Here is an 18531-nt window from a genome sequence, read left to right as displayed (position 1 = left end):
GGACGGGCTGGATGGTGCCGGCCGGGGCTTGATCTTTTAGCCCGTCCGGCGTTTGAGGACGAGGCCGTTCAGGCCGAAGCGGGGGTCTGGGGGCGCAGCCCCCAGGAAGGGATGGGACGGGTAGGGGCGGCGGGGGCGAGGAAAAGCACCCCACCCGCACCCCGCCCCCGACCAGGAGCCGCTCCATGACGGTCATCCTCAACCAATCCTTCACCGGCATCAGCATCGGCGCCGTCCTCCTCCTCATCGCCCTCGGCCTGACCCTCACCTTCGGTCAAATGGGCGTGATCAACATGGCCCACGGCGAGTTCATCATGGCCGGCGCCTACACGACCTACGTCCTCCAGAAGTCCATCAGCAGCGCCGGGATTTCGCTGCTGGTCGCCCTCCCCGTCGCCTTCGTCGTCGCAGGCCTCATGGGCGCCCTCCTCGAATGGCTCCTCATCCGCCGCCTCTACACCCGCCCCCTGGACACCCTCCTGGTCACCTGGGGCGTCTCCCTGATGCTCCAGCAACTGGCCAGGGACATCTTCGGCGCCCCCAACGTCCAGACCCACGCCCCCGACGTCCTCACCGACAACATCTCGATCGGCGGCGGCATCACCCTCGCCAACAGCCGCCTGTTCATCCTCGGCCTCGCCCTCCTGAGCGTCCTCGCCCTCACGCTGATCCTGCGCCTCACCCCCCTGGGCCGCCGCATCAGGGCGGTCGTCCAGAACCGCGACCTCGCCGAGGTGTCCGGCATCGCCACCGGCCAGGTCGACCGGATGACCTTCTTCATCGGCTCGGGACTTGCTGGAGTGGCCGGCGTAGCGCTGACCCTCGTAGGCCCGATCGGCCCGACCATGGGCACCAACTACATCGTCGACGCCTTCCTCGTGGTCGTGGTCGGCGGCATCGGCCAGCTCAAGGGCAGCGTGATCACCGCGTTCGCGCTCGGCGTGCTCCAGTCGGTGCTCGAATACTCGACCACCGTCAGCGTCGCCAAGGTCATCGTCCTGGTGGCGATCGTCGCGTTCCTCCAGTGGCGACCGCAGGGCCTGTACACACTGCGCACCCGGAGCCTGGCATGACAACAACAACACCCCAGCCCGCCACGGCAGTCACCCCGCCGACCGCGCCCAAGACCCCTCTCCTGGAACGCCTCCGCGTCCCCGGCGGCTTCGCCCTGGGAGCCGTACTCCTCCTCGGCATAGCCCCGTTGGCCCTCTCCGACTTCCGACTCGCTCTCCTCGCCAAGTACTTGTGCTACGCGATCGTGGCCGTCGGCGTCAGCCTGGCCTGGGGCCGTGGCGGACTCCTCGTCCTCGGCCAGGGCGTCTTCTTCGGCCTCGGCGGCTACGCCATGGCCATGCACCTCAAGCTCGCCGACGCCGCCGACACCGGCGAGAAACTCCCCGACTTCATGCAGCTGTACGGCACCGGGGACGCCCTTCCCTGGTGGTGGGAGCCGTTCGCCAACCCGCTGTTCGCGCTGGCCATGACGGTCGTCCTGCCCATGTCGGTCGCCGCGCTGCTCGGGTTTCTGGTCTTCCGGCGCCGGGTGAAGGGCGCGTACTTCGCGATCCTCAGCCAAGCGCTCGCCGCCGCGCTGTCCATCTGGCTGATCGGCCAGCAGGCCACCACCGGCGGCACCAACGGCCTCACCGACATCCAGGGCTTCTTCGGCTACTCGCTCGACGACCCGGTCAACCAGCGGATGGTGTACTTCGTCATCGCGGCCGTACTGCTCGCCCTCATGGCCCTCGCCCGCCAGCTGTTCGTCAGCCGGTACGGCGAACTCCTCGTCGCGGTAAGGGATTCCGAGGAACGGGTCCGCTTCCTCGGCTACAACCCGGCCAACGTCAAGCTGGTCGCGTATGTCGTAGCCGCAGGCATGGCGGGGCTGGCCGGTGCGCTCTTCGTGCCCGCCGTCGGGATCATCTCCCCGGCGCTGATCGGGATCGTGCCGTCGATCGGCTTCGTCATCGGCGCGGCGGTCGGCGGACGGGCGTCACTCGTGGGCGCGGTGCTCGGGGCGATCGCGGTCGCCTGGACGCAGAGCACGCTGTCGGACGCGTACCCGGCCGGATGGACGTACTTCCAGGGCCTGTTGTTCGTGCTGGCGGTCGGCTTCCTGCCCGGCGGCCTGGCGTCCCTGTGGACGGTGGCCCGCAACCGCCGTACACGGCAAGTGAGTTCGGGAGGTACGGCATGAGCGGCGAGGCGCTGGCGATCAGCGACCTGAGGGTCACCTTCGACGGCTTCACGGCGGTCGACGGCGTCAACCTGACCGTCCAGACAGGGGACTTGAGGTTCCTCATCGGGCCGAACGGCGCGGGCAAGACGACTCTCGTCGACGCCGTCACCGGCCTGGTGAAGGCGACCGGCTCGGTCCGCTTCGGCGACGAGGAGCTGCTCGGCAAGCCGGTGCAGCGGATCGCGCGCATGGGCATCGGCCGTACGTTCCAGACGGCGACGGTGTTCGAGGAGCTGACCGTGCTCCAGAACCTGGACATCGCGGCGGGCGCCGGACGCGGCATGTGGACGATGCTCCGCCGCCGCAAGGGCGTTCCGGAACCGGTGACCAGGGCCCTGGAGACCACCGGCCTGACCGCACTGGCCGACCGCCCGGCGGGAGCCCTCGCCCACGGCCAGAAGCAGTGGCTGGAGATCGGCATGCTGCTCGTCCAGGACGTACGGCTGCTGCTGCTCGACGAACCGGTGGCCGGGATGAGCCACGAGGAGCGCGAGGCGACCGGCGAACTGCTCCAGCGGGTGAGCGAGGACCACACGGTCGTCGTCATCGAGCACGACATGGACTTCATGCGCTCGTTCGCACGCAGCGTCAGCGTCCTGCACGCGGGCAAGGTGCTCAGCGAGGGCACGGTGACCGAGGTCCAGGCGGACCCGAGGGTCCAGGAGGTCTATCTGGGCCGTGCGACAGAGCCCGCGCCCATACCTGTTGGGGAGGAGGCGTAATGGCTGTGTCGATGCTGGAGATCAACGACGTACGGGCGGGCTATGACCGTACGACCGTCCTGCACGGCGTGACCGTGGCCGTCCCGAAGAACGGGGTGGCCGCCGTTCTCGGCCACAACGGCGCGGGCAAGAGTACGTTGCTGCGAGCGGCCATGGGTCTGCTGAAGCCGACCGCCGGACGGGTCCTGCTGAACGGCGAGGACATCACCCGCCTCTCCCCGCACCAGCGGGTGGCGCGCGGAATGGCGTACGTACCGCAGGGACAGCAGTCGTTCCCGCACCTCACCACCGCCGAGAACCTCCAACTCGTCGCCGACGGACGGGCGGACGGGAAGGAGGCGGTCGCCGAGGCGCTGGACCTCTTCCCGGCACTGCGTGAACTCTCGGGCCGCCGGGCGGGGTTGCTGTCGGGCGGTCAGCGGCAGCAACTCGCCCTGGCGCGTGCCCTGGTGACCCGCCCGAGCCTGCTCCTCCTCGACGAGCCGACCGAGGGCATCCAGCCGTCGGTGGTCGCGGAGATAGAGGAGACGATCCTGACGCTGGCGGCGAGGGGCGGCCTCTCGGTCCTCCTCGTCGAGCAGCACGTGGGCTTCGCGATGCGGGCCGCCCAGCGCTACTACGTACTGGAGGCGGGCCGCGTGACCTCGTCCGGAGAGGGCGGAGCGGGGGCCGAGCAGACGGTGAGGGCGGCGCTGAGCGTCTGAGGGAAGAGCGAGGAGGGGCCCGATCCGCACGCCGGATCGGGCCCCTCCTCGTTGCCCGTCCCGCGCCCATCCCACTACGTCCGAACGGTTGATTCTCTGATAGTGAGAAGCTAATTTACGTTGACAGAGAAGGTCAGAATCACCGTCGAGGCACAGTCGAATCACTGCGGAGTAACTGCGGAGGAACGTCATGGAACGGGACGACCTGATCCTCATCAGCGTGGACGACCACATCATCGAGCCGCCGGACATCTTCGTGAACCACCTCCCGAAGCGGTATCTGGACGACGCTCCGAAGCTGATCCACCGCGAGGACGGCAGTGACGTGTGGCAGTTCCGCGACAACACGGTCGGCAACGCCGCGCTGAACGCGGTCGCCGGGCGGCCCAAGGAGGAGTACGGCCTCGACCCCCAGGGCATGGACGAGATCAGGCCGGGCTGTTACGACGTGCACGAGCGCATCAAGGACATGAACGCCGGTGGCGTGCTGGCCCAGATGAACTTCCCGTCCTTTCCCGGCTTCGCCGCGCGGATGTTCGCCACGGAGGACCAGGACTTCTCGTTGGCGCTGGTGCGGGCGTACAACGACTGGCACATCGACGAGTGGTGCGGGGCGTACCCGGGGCGCTTCATCCCGATGGCACTCCCGGCCATCTGGTCGGCCGAGCTGTGCGCGGCGGAGGTCCGGCGGGTGGCCGAAAAGGGCTGCCACAGCCTGACCTTCCCGGAGAACCCGGCCGCCCTCGGCTACCCGAGCTTCCACGACGAGTACTGGAACCCGCTGTGGCAGGCGCTGTCCGACACGGACACGGTGATGTCGATCCACATCGGCTCGTCCGGGCGGCTGGCCATCCCGGCCGTCGACTCACCGCCGGACGTGATGATCACGCTCCAGCCGATCAACTTGGTATCTGCGGCAGCCGACCTGCTGTGGTCGCGGGTCGTCAAGGAGTACCCGGATCTGAAGATCGCGCTGTCGGAGGGCGGCACGGGCTGGATCCCGTACTTCCTGGAGCGCGTCGACCGCACCTTCGAGATGCACGCGACCTGGACGCTCCAGGACTTCGGCGGCAAGCTGCCGTCCGAGGTGTTCCGCGACCACTTCCTGACCTGCTTCATCAGCGACGACCTGGGCGTGAAGCTGCGGCACGAGATCGGCATCGACAACATCTGCTGGGAGGGCGACTACCCGCACAGCGACTCCATGTGGCCGGACGCGCCGGAACAGATCCACGGCGTCCTGGAGAAGCACTCCGTCCCGGACGAGGACATCGTCAAGATGACCCACGAGAACGCGATGCGCTGGTACTCCTTCGACCCCTTCTCGCACATCCCGAAGGGACAGGCCACAGTCGGCGCCCTGCGCAGGACGTCCGAGGGCCACGACGTGAGCATCCGCTCCCGGAGCCGCCAACTGACGGAGCCGGTCGACAAGTTGGAGGCGTTCAGGTCGCGCGCCCGGGCGGCGGTGGCGGCAGCGGCGGCGGGCAGGTAGAGGAACGTACTGGCGTACGTACGGCTGCCGTCAGCCCTGGTCCGACTCCTGCCGGTTGTGCCGGGCGGACGGCAGCAGAAGGTCCCGCTCGGGATGCTTCTCGCCCGTGACGCTGCCCTGGATCCCGAGGTCGACGCGGGCGGCCTCGTGAAAGGCGTTGATGCACCGGAAGGCGCCCCGGTGCCGCTCCCGCCACTCCTCCAGGGTGCCGGTGATCCGCCCGGTGGCCTGCCAGTCGATCTCGGAGAGCACGGTGTTGAGTTCGTGCCCGGCCTCGATGGCGTCGTCGCCCCCGAGCAGCATGACCCGCTCGAACGCCGACCCCCACCGCCGGCTCGCGTCCGACAGATCCTCCCGCAGCTCCGGCTCGGGCCGGTGCTCGTCGCGCAGCCCTTCCCTGGCCTCGTAGAGCCGGACGGCACTGGCGATGCGCATCTTGGCCGCGTCCACGTACTCGGAGTACGTGTCGATCTTCTTGTCGTCCCAGCGGGTCAGCAGCTGGTAGCGGTTACGGCCGCGCTCCATCAGGTAGTTGGTCGCGTGCGTGGTGAGCGCGCCGAGCAACACGGCTCCTACGGTGATGAGTTGCTCACCGGTTCCCATCGTGTCCCCGTCCCCCGTGCCCGAATGTGAGTCTCCGTCGGATGATCTTAGGAGATGGGAGAGGTGCCCGGCAGAGGCCATGACAGGGACCGGAGTAGGTTGGTCCCGGATCGGTGGAGAGGCGGATCGCATGAGCGGTGTTCCCACGGCGGGGCTGTCGGAGTACTTGGTGACCCTTGGCCGCCAGTACGTACGGAAGGCCCCGGGCTCCGTCGGCAAGGCGCTGCTGGCGGCCCGCTTCCTGAACCCCCACCTGAGGGAGCACCCGCGCCGCCGAGTGGTCGAGACCCGCTCAGGCGCCCGCTTCGCGGTCGACACCCAGGACCTGATCCAGCGCTACGTCTACCTCTTCGGCGTCTGGGAACCCCACATGTCGGCCTGGCTCAGCCGCAGGCTGCGCCCCGGGGACACGTTCGTGGACGTCGGCGCGAACGTGGGCGTGTTCAGTGTGCTGGCCTCACAACTGGTGGGTGACAAGGGCAGGGTCGTGTCGATCGAGGCGTCCCCGACGTTCACCGACATCCTCCTGCGCCAGAGCGCCCTGAACGACTGCCGCAACATCAGGTCACTGAACGCGGCGGTGTCGGACAGCCACCGCACCCTGACCTTCATCCTCTCCAGCTCGCAGAACATGGGCGCCAACAGCATCGTCCCGTGGGACGGCCCGACGGAGTCCACCTTCGACATCGAGGCCCGCCCGCTGCCCGAACTCCTCGAACCGGAGGAGATCGAGAACGCCCGCGTCATCAAGATCGACGTGGAGGGCGCGGAGGGAAGTGTCGTACGGGGCCTGGCGCCCATGCTGCCGAAACTCCGCCCCGACGCGGAGATCACGGTCGAGGTGACCCCCGACCGCATGGCCCAACTGGGCGACTCGGCAGAGGAGTTGCTGAAGACGATGAGGGACGCCGGCTACCACCTCTACCGCCTCCCCAACAGCTACGCCCCCGAGAGCTACGCGTACGCGCTGGCGGCGAACCCGGGTGAGATCGGCGTACCGGAGAGGTGGCGGGGCCCGGTGGTGGGGGAGAGCGACCTGATCTTCTCGCGGGTGGACGCGGAGAGGCTGCCCTGACACCGGGCCCGAACACCTGGCCTCGATACCTCGTCCACTCGTCTACTCGTCGACGACTGCGGCGCGACGGGCGCGGGCGATCCCCCATCCCACCAGCGCCGCCGCCAGGACAGTGAGGGCGAGACCGGCCCAGCTGACCGCCTCGCGGAACTCGGCGGTCTGGTCGGCGCTCCAGTTCGACGTGGCGATGTCGCCGGTGAAGAGCGCCGCGAGGATGGTCCCGCTGACGGCGATGCCGATTCCGGTGGTGACTTCGCCCGCGGTGTCCACCAGCGCCGCTCCGACGGTGGTGCGGTCGGCCGGGAGGCCACGCATCACGTTGGTCCCGGCGACGACACCCACGACGCGCATACCGGCGGCGACGAGCACGAGCGCGAGGGCGATCCATACGTACCCGAAGCGGCCCAGCAGCCCGTAGACGGCGAGCCCGCACACGACGGCTCCGGCGCTGAGCCAGGCGGCTTTGTCGAGACCGACGCGTGCGACCAGCGGACCGATCAGAGCACCGCCCGCGATGAGCACGACGACCTGCGGCAACATCCCCAGAGCCGCCTGGGTGGGCGTCCAGCCCCGGTCGAGCTGGAGCTGGAGGGTCACGAGGTAGCCGAGGCCGGCGGTCGCGAGGGCTGAGGCGGCCTTGAACGCCAGGCCGCTCGACACGAGCGGGCGGGCGACGAGTGCGAGGTCGAGCAGCGGATGGCGGGCGGAACGCTCCCGGAGGACGAACAGCACAGCTGTCACGACAGCCGCCGCCGTGGTCAGCCACGGGAGCGGCGACGCGGTGCCCGCGTCGACGAACAGCGTCGGCGTGACCAGCGCGAGCACGATCGTGGCCGTGCCGAGGAGGGCACCCGCGCCGTCGATCGGGTCGCGGTGCAGCTCGTCCGCCCGGTCGGCGGGGATGCCGCGGCGGATGCCGAGGAACGCGAGTGCGGCGATCGGTACGTTGATCAGCAGCAGCACCTGCCAAGGAGCGAAGGCGAGCACGAGGCCACCCGCCGTGGGTCCGATCGCGAGCCCGACCAGGCCCACGGTCGAGATCAGCGTGGTCGCACGGACGCGGAGCCCGTCCTCGTCGAACAGGCGGAACGCCAGGGCGAGGGAGCCCGGCGTCGTCATCGCGGCCGCGACGCCCATCGCCGCCCGGATCGCGATGAGTTGCCCCGCCGTCGTGACGAACGCGGTCGCCAGACTCGCCGCACCCAGCAGCACCAGCCCGACCAGCATGACCTTGCGACGGCCGACCCGGTCGGCCAGTGCGCCGAGGGCGAGCATCAGCCCGCCGAACACGACGGCGTACACGCCCGTGACCCACTGCAGCACGGTCGTCGATGCCGACAGCTCGCGGCCGATGGTGGGCAGTGCGACGTTGAGGACCGAGTTGTCGAGCATCTCGAACAGGAAGACCGCGGACAGCCCGGCGAGGGCGACGCCCGCTTCCCGGAGGGAGCGTGGCGGAAGAGAGGGATCAGCTGCAGGAAGATCGGGAAGATGGCGACGGACGTTCACTGCGCACTCCTTCGAGGTGAAGAAGTGGCGACCCGTCCGAGTCACGTATGCGCGCGTGCCCCTGCCCAGCAGTGAGCACGCGTTTCTACTTCCAGTGCTTCGACAGTACACCCAGCCCGGAGACCGAGAAGAGGGGGCGGCGGCTCCTGGTGGCCGACGCCCGCCGCGCCCCTACAGGCCCATGACGGAGCGAACGGCGCGCTCGATGCGCTCCATCGTCTCGGGCGTGACCGCGCCCAGTCGCTTGGCGTTCTCGAAGCGCCGGGCCGCGTACTGGGTGATGTTCACGGGCACCGCGACCGCGTGCACGGGATCGGTGATCGGTACGGAGACCAGGGTGTCCGGGTAGGCGCCCGCTGGATGCAGGAGCAGACACACGGCGGCCCGGAACTTCGCGTTCACCTCGTCGATGGAGAGCACGACGACCGTACGAGTGGCCTCGCCGACCGGGACTTCCCAGACCGAGCCCCGCTTCAACGGATGTCCTCCGCCGGATCGTCGTCGCCGGTGTCGACCAGCAGCGCACCTTCACTGTCCACGGCGGCCAGCGCTTCCCGCAGTGTCTGCTCGCGCAGGGTGCGGACCATGTAGGCGTTCAACGAGAGCCCCGCCTCTGCTGCGGCCTTGCGCACCTCGGCGTCGAGGTCATCTGGTATGCGGACTGTGAATACACTCATGCCACCAGAGTAGTCGTCGCGCCGTGCACCGTGAATGCGCTTCCGGCGAGTTCGCCCCGGCAGCCGGGACAGCGCCCCCGCTCGGGGGCCCGGAATCCCCGGTCGCAGCCCTCGCAGTTCTGGAGTGGGTGGCGGACCGGGACGGGCCCCCGCCTCACCTTCACCCCCACCACCTGGGCCCAGTTCGTCCCGTGCGCGATCGAGGACTGATCGGCTCGACGCGACGGGCTCTTGGCGGAAGACAACCGAGCCGCTGGTCCTGGCCGAGGCACCGACGTACGACCGCGCCGTGCAGATCTTCGAACGGCACGGAGCCCGGGTGTCCGGCGTGCCCCTCGCGGCCCTTGCCGAGAGCATCTATCTCTCCCCGGCCTCGCTGCTCCAGGCGGTCGCCGCACGCACGCTCCGGAGCGGTGTCGTACGGGAAAACGCGGAGCGCGTACGGGAGATGCTGCGCCCCCGGCGCGACGCGGCGGTGGAAGCGGTGCGCGGGACGCTCGGCGAGGTACAGCTGTGCATGCCCGAGGGGGACCCCCATGACGCCGCCGGGCCCGCCCTCCGTGCGGACGACGGGATTTTGCGGACACGGCCTGGCCCCGGCGGTCGCCGCGCCGCTGTCGAGGTGGCGTCCGAGGGCGATGACGGCCACGCTGCCCGCTTCGGAGGACTTCCGGCGGTCAGCCGTCGAGGCTCTGTTCTGCCCAGATCACCTTGCCGCCCTTGGTGGTGGGCCGGGTGCCCCAGCGCTGGGTCAGCTGGGCGACCAGGAGCAGGCCGCGGCCGCCCTCGTCGTAGGTGCGGGCGCGGCGCATGTGGGGTGCCGTGTTGCTGGCGTCCGAAACCTCGCAGATGAGGCTCCGGTCATGGATGAGGCGCAACTGGATGGGCGGCTCGCCGTGCCGGATGGCGTTGGTGACCAGTTCGCTGACGACCAGCTCGGTCACGAAGGCGGCGTCGGACAGACCCCAGGACGCCAGTCGGCCGACCGCGTTCTTGCGTGCCTCGGCGACGGCTGCGGGATCCGGGGGGATGTCCCAGGCGGCGACCTTGGTGGCGTCGAGCGCCCGGGTGCGGGCGACGAGCAGGGCCACGTCGTCGGCGGGCCGCCGGGAGAGCGCGGCGGAGAGGATCCCGTCGCACAGCACGTCCAGGGACGCGGCGGGGCGGGTGAGGGCCTGGCAGACGCGGGAAACGCCGTCGTCGATGTCGCTGTCGCGGGATTCGACCAGGCCGTCGGTGTAGAGGGCGAGCAGGCTGCCCTCCGGCAGTTCGATCTCGACCGCCTCGAAGGGAAGTCCGCCCAGGCCCAGTGGAGGCCCCGCCGGCAGGTCCAGGAGTTCCACCGTGCCGTCCGGGCTCACCACGATCGGCAGCGGATGCCCTGCCCGGGCGAGCGAGCAACGGCGGGAGACGGGGTCGTACACGGCGTACAGACAGGTCGCTCCGACGTCTCCCGCGGTCTCCCTGTTCCCGGCGTCGTGCTCGGCGCCCTCCGCCTCGGTGGTCAGGCGGGCCACCAGGTCGTCGAGGTGGGTGAGCAGTTCGTCGGGCGGCAGATCGATGTCGGCGAGGGTGCGTACGGCGGTGCGCAGCCGTCCCATGGTCGCGGAGGCGTGGATGCCGTGGCCCACGACATCGCCCACGACCAGCGCCACCCTCGCTCCGGACAGCGGGATCACGTCGAACCAGTCGCCACCCACCCCGGCCTGGGCACCGGCCGGGAGGTAGCGGGACGCGACCTCCATCGCGGACTGCTCGGGCAGCCGCTGCGGCAGCAGGCTGCGCTGCAGGGTGACCGCCGTACCGCGTTCGCGCGTGTAGCGCCGGGCGTTGTCGATGCAGACCGCCGCCCTCGACGCCAGTTCCTCGGCGAGCACCAGATCGTCCTGCTGGAACGGGTCGGGGTGCCGGTGACGGACGAAGACGGCGACGCCCAGGTTGGTTCCGCGTGCCGACAGGGGCACGGTCATCACCGAGTGGACGCCGAACTCGCGGACGCGGGAGGCCCGTACCGGCTTCTGGGCGACCCACTCGGCGATCGCGGGCTCGGTCACCTGGTGCAGCACGGCCCGTCCGGACCTCAGGCTCTCGACGGGCGGGGAGCCGGCCGGGTACTCGTCCACCTCGCCCGGGGCGACGGCCGCCTCGGGGACGCCCGGGAGCACGGACTGGTGGGCGATGCGCCGCAGTGCGAGGGAGGTGCCCGCCGGCAGCGATCCCGGGAACTGCTCATGCGTGTCGTCCAGGGACGCCAGCAGGTCGACGCTGACGAAGTCGGCGAGGCCCGGGACCGCCATGTCCGCCAGCTCCTGCGCCGTCCGTGTCACGTCGAGGGTGCTGCCGATGCGCCTGCTGGCCTCGGCGATCAGCTGGAGGCGATTGCGGGCCCAGTACTGCTCCGTGATGTCGTGCCCGGTGGAGGCCACACCCAGGATGCGGCCGTCCGGGTCCTCCAGGCGGTAGAGGTGGACCGACCAGGCGTGCTCACGGGTCTCGCCGGGGGAACGCGCATGGTTTTCCAGGTACTGCGGCTCGCCGGTCTCCAGCGCCCGCAGCATCAGCCGCTCGACCTCCCCGATCATGGGGTCGTCCACCGCGTCCGACAGCCGCAGCCCGCGCATGTCGTCGTCGCTCAGGCCCAGCGCGCCGTGCGCGGCCCGGTTCGACCGTCGGATGCGCAGGTCCGTGTCATGCACCGACGTCGCGCAGAACGGGGACAGAAGCAGACCCTGCCTCATGAGTTCGACGTCGTCGGGGCGGGGCTGCGCCCCGGTCACGGCAGAGACCAGGAGCCAGTCGCGGGTCCCGTCGTCCGACGTCCTGTGATGCGCCAGGACCCTGGCCTCGACGCGGTGACCGTCCCGGTGCCGGAGAGCGAGTCTCCCGTGCCACCTCGGGAGCTGGGCGAAGGGCGGGAGATCCGGTGCCATGGGCTCCTCGGCGAGCAGGGTGACCGCCGGGCGGCCCACGACCTGCGCCGACGAGTACCCGAGCAGTCGTTCGGCGCCGGCGCCCCACCCCGTCACGGTGCCGTGTTCGTCGATGGTGGCCCGTGCGGTGAGCGCCTCATCGACGGCCTCCTGGACGGGACTCGCTCCCCGGTCGTCGACGACATGCCGCTCCATGGTCACTCATCTCACTCTCGTCGCCCCGCCTGAAATCACCTCATTACATAGCATTAATGATAATTCTTCGGCGAGCCACGGCCGGGGCTCCTCACAGGGCGATCGCCGTGCTGGTCACGCGCCCTCACGCCCTCCAACGCCTCCCGAGCCACCACCCGGCCGGCCGTGAGCCGCTCCCTCACCCGGCACCCGGATACCCCCACCCCAGCTCCGCCAACGCCCGAGCCCGCGCCTCCACGACCCCCATCCGGGCCTCCCGCTCACCCGAGTCCACATGCGCCGCCTGCCCGGTCGCCTGCCCCTCCCACTTCCGGTAGAGCAGCCCCACCTCCGGCGAGAACCACCCCCGGCTCACCGCGTTCAGCGCCAGCAGCAGCCCCGTGTCCTCGGAGGCGGGCAGGGCCATCCACCCGCCCAGGGCCAGCAGCAGGTCCCGGCGTACGCACAGCGTCGCCGGATGGACCTGTGCGCGGAAACCGTTGGCCTTCCAGAAGTCGAGCACCGCCCCGCGCTCGATCACGCCGGCCTCCGGATCACCCGGGAACCCGGCCGTGGAGCCATCGGGCAGCAGGTCCAGAACACGCGACGTCGCCCAGCCGAGCGAGGCGTCCGCCTCCAGAGCGGCCAGGTCCCGCGCCAGCGCGCCCGGCGCCAACTGGTCGTCCGCGTCCAGGATTTTCACGTACGGGCCGTCCGCCGCCGACAACGCCATCGTGCGGGCTACCCCCGGACCGCCCGCCCGGCCCTGCCGGAAGGTGACGCGCTCGTCGTCGGGGACGTACGGGCGTACCTCCTCCGTCCTCCCGTCCTCCTGGATCAGCCAGTGCCAGCTCCAGCCGGGCGGCAACTCCTGTTCGCACAGGGACTTGTAGGCCTCCGGGAGGAAGCGGGCCGACGGGGCGTGGACAGCGGTGACGATGATGATGCGCCGGGGCACGGCAGCACTCACCACCTTTCCAGGGAAGTGGTGAAGAGCAGTTCCGTGCGGTCGCCGGGGAGCGTCACATGCGAGACGTCCACCACGCGGTCATGGATGTCGTACGACTTCTTGCGGAGGAGGATCACCGAGGTTCCTGGGGGGAGTTCCAGCTCGGCCGCCTCCTCCGGGGTCGGCGGGCGGGCCGTGAAGCGTTCCTCGACGCGGTCCAACTCGATGCCGACCGTGTGGAGTTGGGCCGGGGTGCCGCCGGGCCACGGTTCGTTGGTGTCGTCGAGGAGGGCCGGGTTGGCGGCGATCATGTCGCGGAGGAGGTAGGACGTGACCAGGTTGAAGGGGGCCGTCTCCGCCGCGTACCGCGTTCGGTACGTGCGCTCGACGAGCGGCGTGCCCACCGGGACCCCAAAGGCCTCCGCCAGTTCCTCCGGTGCCGCGATCTCGCGGTACCTGGCGTAGAAGACGAGGTCCCGGAGTTCCAGGCCGGTGTCGTGCTCCGTGGCGCCCGTCACCGCCCGCTCGGACTTCGGCCGGCGTGCCCGGTTCTTCTCCCACTGGTGCCGCCCGTTGTCCCGGACGGCCAGGGTGCGGGCGCGGCGGACGAAGTTGCCACGGCCGTGCTGCTTGTCCAGCAGCCCTTCCTCGGTCAGCAGCCGCAGTGCGTTCTGCACGGTCGGGACACTGCGCCGGTACGTCCTCGCCAGCTCCGTCTCCGCCGGGAGCCGGTCGCCCGGCTTGCGCTCGCCCTCGCGGATCGAACGGCGGAGATCGTCGGCGATCACTTCGTACGCCTTGGGCATGATCTCAGCGTACGACTCCTCAAGAGGTCTTGACGAGTGGAGGAGATGACCTCTTGGAGACATAAAAGAACCCGACCGCTGGCGACGGGGGATGCACCAGCGATCGGGCTCTGGCCAAGGGTAACAAGGCTGACTGCTCAGTGGGAGCCGACTGCTCTGGTACAACGACCAGTTGTGATCGGGATCACTCTCTTTGGCCCCTCCAGCACTACAACCATCCTCCGGTCACACCTCACGTGTCACACGGCGGCTCGTACGACAAACGGGGCAGATACTCGTGCCACCTCTCGGCCGTCAGTACGCCCCGCGTCGTCGCGCAGATGTGGTCGACGGCCTTGTCGATGTCGAGATTCCACAGCCGGACCGTGTCCGCGCCGCTCGACACCCCGACGATGCCGCCGCGCGGGCTGAACGCCAGGAAGTTGCCCGTCTTGGCGTTGGGGCTCATCGACTGCCCGATGGCCTTGGCGTCGGCCGGGTCGGAGACGTCCCAGAGCCGGACAGCGTTGTCGTTGCCGCCGCTGGCCAGGGCATGTCCGTCCGGGCTGAACGACAGCGAGTCGACCGCCTCGGTGTGCCCGGCGAGCGGAGAGCCCAGGCTGTGCGCCTTCGCCGGGTCGGTGACGTCCCAGAGCCGGACCGTGCCGTCGTCGCTCGCGCTGGCCAGCGTACGGCCGTCCGGACTGTAGGCCAGTTCGTTGACGGGACCGAGGTGGCCCTTGAGCGCCTTGCCGAGCAGGGTCGCCTTTGCCGGGGCGGTGACGTTCCACAGGCGGATCGTGCCGTCCGCGCCGGCGCTGGCCAGCGTACGGCCGTCCTTGCTGAAGGCGAGGCCGTTGATGTAGCCCGTGTGGCCGGTGAGCTGCCTGCCGAGCGGGCGCAGATGGGCCGGGTCGGTCGCGTCCCACAGCTGGACGGTGAAGTCCTCGTAGGGCGTGGCCAGGACACGGCCGTCCGGGCTGAACGCCACGGACGCGGCGAACCGGGTCTTCAGCTTCACGGGGTCCGCCCAGGCGACGGGATGCCTGGGATCGCTGACGTTCCACAACTGGACCGCGCTGTCCCCGCTCGCCATCCCGAGCGTACGGCCGTCGGCCGAGAACGCCGGTGTCCGTACCTCGCCGCCCCCGGGTGTGAACGGTGCGCTCAGCGCCACCGGGTGGTCGGGCCGCTCCACGTTCCACAGCCGTACGCGTCCGTCGCGCGAGCCCGTGGCGAGCACCTTGCCGTCCGGGCGGAACACACCGAGCCGGCCGATCATGTCCGACGTCGGCAGCGACCAGAGCCGCACCCTGCTGTCGCCGCTGCCGGTGGCGAGCGTACGGCCGTCGGGGCTGAAGCCCAGCGCGTACATCTCGCCGCTGCTGCCCGCGAGGGGCTCGCCGACCTGCGAGGGGTACTCCGGATCGCTGACGTTCCACAGGGTCGCGGTGCTGTCCGCGCTCGCGGCGGCCAGCGTCGTCCCGTCCGGGCTGAAGGCCACCGACCAGATCGCGTCGGTGTGCCCGGTCAGCGGCGGGCCGAGCTGGGCGGCGTGCGCGGGGTCGGACACGTTCCACAGGCGGATCGTGTCGTCGGCGGCGCCGCTGGCGAGGGTCCGGCCGTCGGGGCTGAAGGCCACCGAGTGCACCAGGTCCGTGTGCCCGGTCAGCTTCGTGTCGTACGGCTTCGGATCGGCCGGCTTCGAGACGTCGTACAGCCGGATCGTGTTGTCGTCGCCGCCCGCCGCGAGCATGCGGCCGTCGGGGCTGTACGCGATCGCGCGCACGGCCGCGCCCGCGCCGGTGAGGGTGCCGATCCGCTTGGGGGCGGCCGGGTCGGTCATGTTCCACAGGCCGACCGTGCGGTCCTCGCTGGCGGAGGCGAGCGTACGGCCGTCCGGGCTGAAGGCGATCAGATAGATCGTGCCGTCATGGCCGTTCAGCGGCGTGCCGAGCGCCTCGGGGTGCGCGGGGTCGGACACGTCCCAGCGGCGGATCGTGCCGTCGTCGCCCGCGCTGACGAGGGTCTTCCCGTCGGGGCTGAAGACCGCGCTGCTCACCCAGCTCGCGTTCGCCTCAAGGGGTTTGCCGAGTGGCTTGGGCCGCGCCCGGTTCGCCACGTCCCACAGGCGTACGGTCCCGTCGTAGCTGGCGGTGGCGAGCAGCTTGCCGTCCGGGCTGAACGTGGTGAGGTAGACGGCGCCGGTGTGGCCGATCAGCGAGGTGGCCAGCGGGGTGTTCACGATCGACACCAGCCGGCTGCGGGTGCCCGCGTCGTCCGGGCGCAGCGCGTGGGCGACCAGGCTGAGCTGCGCGGACAGCGACGGGTCCGAGGACTGCACGCGGTCCGCCTCGGCGAGCACCTGCTCGAACACCGCGTCGTCCCGCTGCTGCCGGGCGATCAGCGCCGCACCGCCCGCCAGTACGGCCAGCGCGACCAGCGCGGCGACGGCGGCCCGGCTGATCAGGACGGTACGCCGGCGCAGCCGGGCCGACGCGGCCAGGAACTCCTTCGCGCCACGGGTCAGATAGGTGGCACCGGCGGCCTTCGCCCAGCTGTGCGCCTGTTCGAGGCGGGAGCCCCGGTAGAGGAGCGCGGAGTCGCGCTTCGACTCCTCCCAGGATCTGCTGTCCTCCTCCACGCGCTGGCGCAGCAGATTGCCACCCCGGTCCTCGTCGATCCAGTCGCGCAGCCGTGGCCAGGCGTGCAGCAGCGCCTCGTGGGTGATCTCCACGCTCTCCGCGTCGAGCGTCACCAGCCGGGCGCGCACGAGCGCTTCGAGGGACTCCTCCGTCTTGCCCGGGTCGGTCGACTCGGCGGCCAACTGCCGTCGCGTACCCCGCCGTCGGGTGGCCTGCGTGTCCTCGCCCAGCCGTACCAGCCTCAGCAGCAGCAGCCGGGCGGCGGTACGGGCCGCCGGGTCGAGGCCGGTCCAGGCGTGCTCGGCGGTCGCGGCGACCGCGCCCTGGATTCCGCCGGCCGCACGATAGCCGGACAGGGTCAGCCGCCCCGCCTTGCGGCGCTGCCAGGTGGCGAGCAGGGCGTGCGAGAGCATCGGCAGTACGCCCGCGTCGTGCGCCCCGCGCGGCCCGTCGGCGCTCACCTCCCGCACGATCAGCTCGGCGAGCCCCGGCTCCAGCTCCAGGCCGACGGCCTTCGCGGGTCCGGTCACCGCCTCCCGCAACTCGGCGGTGGTCAGCGGTCCGAGGACCATGTGCCGGTGCTGGAGCGCGTCGGCGAGTTCGGGGTGGCGCAGGCACTGGTCGTAGAAGTCGGCACGGATACCGAGGACGACGAGCACGGGCGCCCACCCGTCGGCCCCGGCCCGCTCACCGGGCCCGGGGGGCGAGGCGGCGGCGTGCAGCAACTGGATGAAGGTGTTCCGGGCGGTCTCGTCGGGGCAGAGGGTGAAGGCTTCCTCGAACTGGTCGACGATGACGACGGGCCGGGTGGTGGCCGTGCTCCCGTCGCGGCGTGCCCAGGCGCCGACCGTCTCCCGTACGGCATGGGCGAATTCGGGAGTACCGGGCTCGGCGGCCGGTTCGCCGTCGCTGGGGGAGAGGAGGTTCTCGAGCCCGGGTATACGGAGGGTCAGTTCGGCGAGGGGATCGCTGCCCGGAACGAGCTGGACGACCTCGCGTGCCTGCTGCTGCCCCGGCCCGCCCAGCGCGCCCTCCTGCAGGGCGGGCACGAGCCCGGCGCTCAGCAGCGAGGACTTCCCCGCCCCCGAGGCCCCCACGAGCATGACCAGCCCACCACTGCCCGTGTCCGCGGTCTCGGCGGCACGGAGCTGCGCGACCAGGGCATCGGTGCTGCGCTCACGCCCGAAGAACCAGCGGGTGTCCTCCAGCCGGTACGAGGCGAGGCCACGGTAGGGGCACACCGCGCCCGGCACGGCCGCGATCTCACCGGCGGGCGGTTCCTCCTCGTCCAGGGAGCCCGGGGCCCGGTCACCGACGGGGTCGGCGACGGCCCGCTCCCACAGCCGCTGCCACTGGACCATGTCGTACAGTCCGGGAGAGACCGGGACGGGCCGGGCACGGCGGGCCTGCGGGACGAGGACACTCAGTACGGCGGCGAGGGCGGCGAACTGGGCGGGTACGTTCCTGGACCGCCGCCAGTCGCTGATCCGCTGCACGGACACCCGCACGGGCCGGCCGCGTTCGTCGACCCGCTGCAACTGGACGACGGCTTCGGCCACACGCTTGAGGGGAGGATTGCCGGCCTCCTTGTACAACAGCGCGAGTCGCTCCGCGAAGGCCGTGCGTGCCCCTGAGTCGGAACTCAAGGTCTCCACCCCTAACTTCCCCCGCGTCGGTCATCCGGCGTCGTCCGGTCTCATCCGGACCGGAAAACCCACTCTATACGGCTGACCTGCGGTTAAGCGTTCGCCCCTACACCGGAACCTCCTCTCTGTGAGCTCCGAATGGCAGGATCATGACGCAACGAAGAACCACCCGCGTGGCGTCCACCCGGACCACCAGCGCAGCGATCCCAGGGGCAGCTCGAAGGCCGAATGTTCTCGGCCAGCTTTGCCGGATTCGCCAGCGGGGAGAGTCGGCCGCACCACGCGAACCCGAGACCCACGGAACCGGCACAGACCGGACACCCCCGGGTCCTCGTCCATCGTTCGGCACCGGTCCCCACGTGGGGAGGGACCGGTGCC

Annotated in this window: 15 protein-coding genes; 6 read left to right on the top strand and 9 right to left on the bottom strand. The window is 70.6% G+C overall.

Features of this window, described 5'->3' with window-relative positions; all coding sequences use genetic code 11:
- The first annotated feature begins 185 nt into the window (after window positions 1-185).
- The 5 genes from urtB to ACWCRB_RS42930 all read left to right on the top strand — a co-directional run bounded on the left by urtB (window position 186) and on the right by ACWCRB_RS42930 (window position 5160).
- Window positions 186-1073, top strand: coding sequence for an urea ABC transporter permease subunit UrtB (gene urtB, locus ACWCRB_RS42950; RefSeq protein WP_369036801.1), 888 nt, complete (start codon window positions 186-188; stop codon window positions 1071-1073).
- A complete protein-coding gene (urtC, locus tag ACWCRB_RS42945) occupies window positions 1070-2197 on the top strand; it encodes an urea ABC transporter permease subunit UrtC (protein WP_451001271.1) in 1128 nt (375 codons plus the stop codon). Before urtB ends, urtC begins: the two co-directional genes overlap by 4 nt.
- A complete protein-coding gene (gene urtD / locus ACWCRB_RS42940) occupies window positions 2194-2961 on the top strand; it encodes an urea ABC transporter ATP-binding protein UrtD (RefSeq protein ID WP_451001270.1) in 768 nt (255 codons plus the stop codon). The genes urtC and urtD overlap by 4 nt, the downstream gene beginning before the upstream one ends.
- Before the next feature lie 11 nt (window positions 2962-2972).
- Window positions 2973-3665, top strand: a complete 693-nt coding sequence (gene urtE, locus ACWCRB_RS42935) for an urea ABC transporter ATP-binding subunit UrtE (RefSeq protein WP_451001272.1) — start codon at window positions 2973-2975, stop codon at window positions 3663-3665.
- Window positions 3666-3855: 190 nt separating this feature from the next.
- Window positions 3856-5160, top strand: coding sequence for an amidohydrolase family protein (locus tag ACWCRB_RS42930; RefSeq protein WP_451001269.1), 1305 nt, complete (start codon window positions 3856-3858; stop codon window positions 5158-5160).
- Window positions 5161-5190: 30 nt separating this feature from the next.
- Here the strand turns inward: ACWCRB_RS42930 and ACWCRB_RS42925 are convergent, their stop codons facing one another.
- The gene (locus ACWCRB_RS42925) at window positions 5191-5763 is read right to left on the bottom strand and encodes a hypothetical protein (RefSeq protein WP_451001268.1); all 573 of its coding nucleotides are present in this window, start codon (window positions 5761-5763) and stop codon (window positions 5191-5193) included.
- Between the two features lie 130 nt (window positions 5764-5893).
- Here ACWCRB_RS42925 and ACWCRB_RS42920 point away from each other — a divergent pair, with 130 nt between their 5' ends.
- Window positions 5894-6838: an FkbM family methyltransferase gene (locus ACWCRB_RS42920; protein ID WP_451001267.1), complete on the top strand. Its 945-nt coding sequence runs from the start codon at window positions 5894-5896 to the stop codon at window positions 6836-6838.
- Window positions 6839-6880: 42 nt separating this feature from the next.
- Here ACWCRB_RS42920 and ACWCRB_RS42915 read toward each other — a convergent pair whose 3' ends face one another.
- From ACWCRB_RS42915 to ACWCRB_RS42880, 8 genes are all read right to left on the bottom strand, one after another.
- A complete protein-coding gene (locus ACWCRB_RS42915; RefSeq protein WP_451001266.1) occupies window positions 6881-8347 on the bottom strand; it encodes an MFS transporter in 1467 nt (488 codons plus the stop codon).
- Between the two features lie 171 nt (window positions 8348-8518).
- Window positions 8519-8824: a type II toxin-antitoxin system PemK/MazF family toxin gene (locus ACWCRB_RS42910; RefSeq protein ID WP_451001265.1), complete on the bottom strand. Its 306-nt coding sequence runs from the start codon at window positions 8822-8824 to the stop codon at window positions 8519-8521.
- A complete protein-coding gene (locus ACWCRB_RS42905) occupies window positions 8821-9024 on the bottom strand; it encodes a toxin-antitoxin system HicB family antitoxin (protein WP_451001264.1) in 204 nt (67 codons plus the stop codon). The genes ACWCRB_RS42910 and ACWCRB_RS42905 overlap by 4 nt, the downstream gene beginning before the upstream one ends.
- Before the next feature lie 160 nt (window positions 9025-9184).
- The gene (locus ACWCRB_RS42900; RefSeq protein WP_451001263.1) at window positions 9185-9673 is read right to left on the bottom strand and encodes a hypothetical protein; all 489 of its coding nucleotides are present in this window, start codon (window positions 9671-9673) and stop codon (window positions 9185-9187) included.
- A gap of 28 nt (window positions 9674-9701) precedes the next feature.
- Window positions 9702-12149 carry a SpoIIE family protein phosphatase gene (locus ACWCRB_RS42895; RefSeq protein WP_451001262.1) on the bottom strand — a complete coding sequence of 816 codons (2448 nt, stop codon included), beginning with the start codon at window positions 12147-12149 and terminating at the stop codon, window positions 9702-9704.
- A 178-nt stretch (window positions 12150-12327) separates the two neighbouring features.
- Window positions 12328-13086, bottom strand: a complete 759-nt coding sequence (locus ACWCRB_RS42890; protein WP_451001261.1) for a glycosyltransferase family 2 protein — start codon at window positions 13084-13086, stop codon at window positions 12328-12330.
- Window positions 13087-13094: 8 nt separating this feature from the next.
- Window positions 13095-13883, bottom strand: coding sequence for a GntR family transcriptional regulator (locus ACWCRB_RS42885; RefSeq protein WP_451001260.1), 789 nt, complete (start codon window positions 13881-13883; stop codon window positions 13095-13097).
- Window positions 13884-14115: 232 nt separating this feature from the next.
- Window positions 14116-18162, bottom strand: a complete 4047-nt coding sequence (locus ACWCRB_RS42880; protein WP_451001259.1) for an nSTAND1 domain-containing NTPase — start codon at window positions 18160-18162, stop codon at window positions 14116-14118.
- Window positions 18163-18531 lie beyond the last annotated feature (369 nt).

This window comes from Streptomyces sp. NPDC002156, assembly GCF_053593675.1.
The sequence above is the reverse complement of the archived record's forward strand: the minus strand, read 5'-3'. Positions and strand labels throughout refer to the sequence as shown.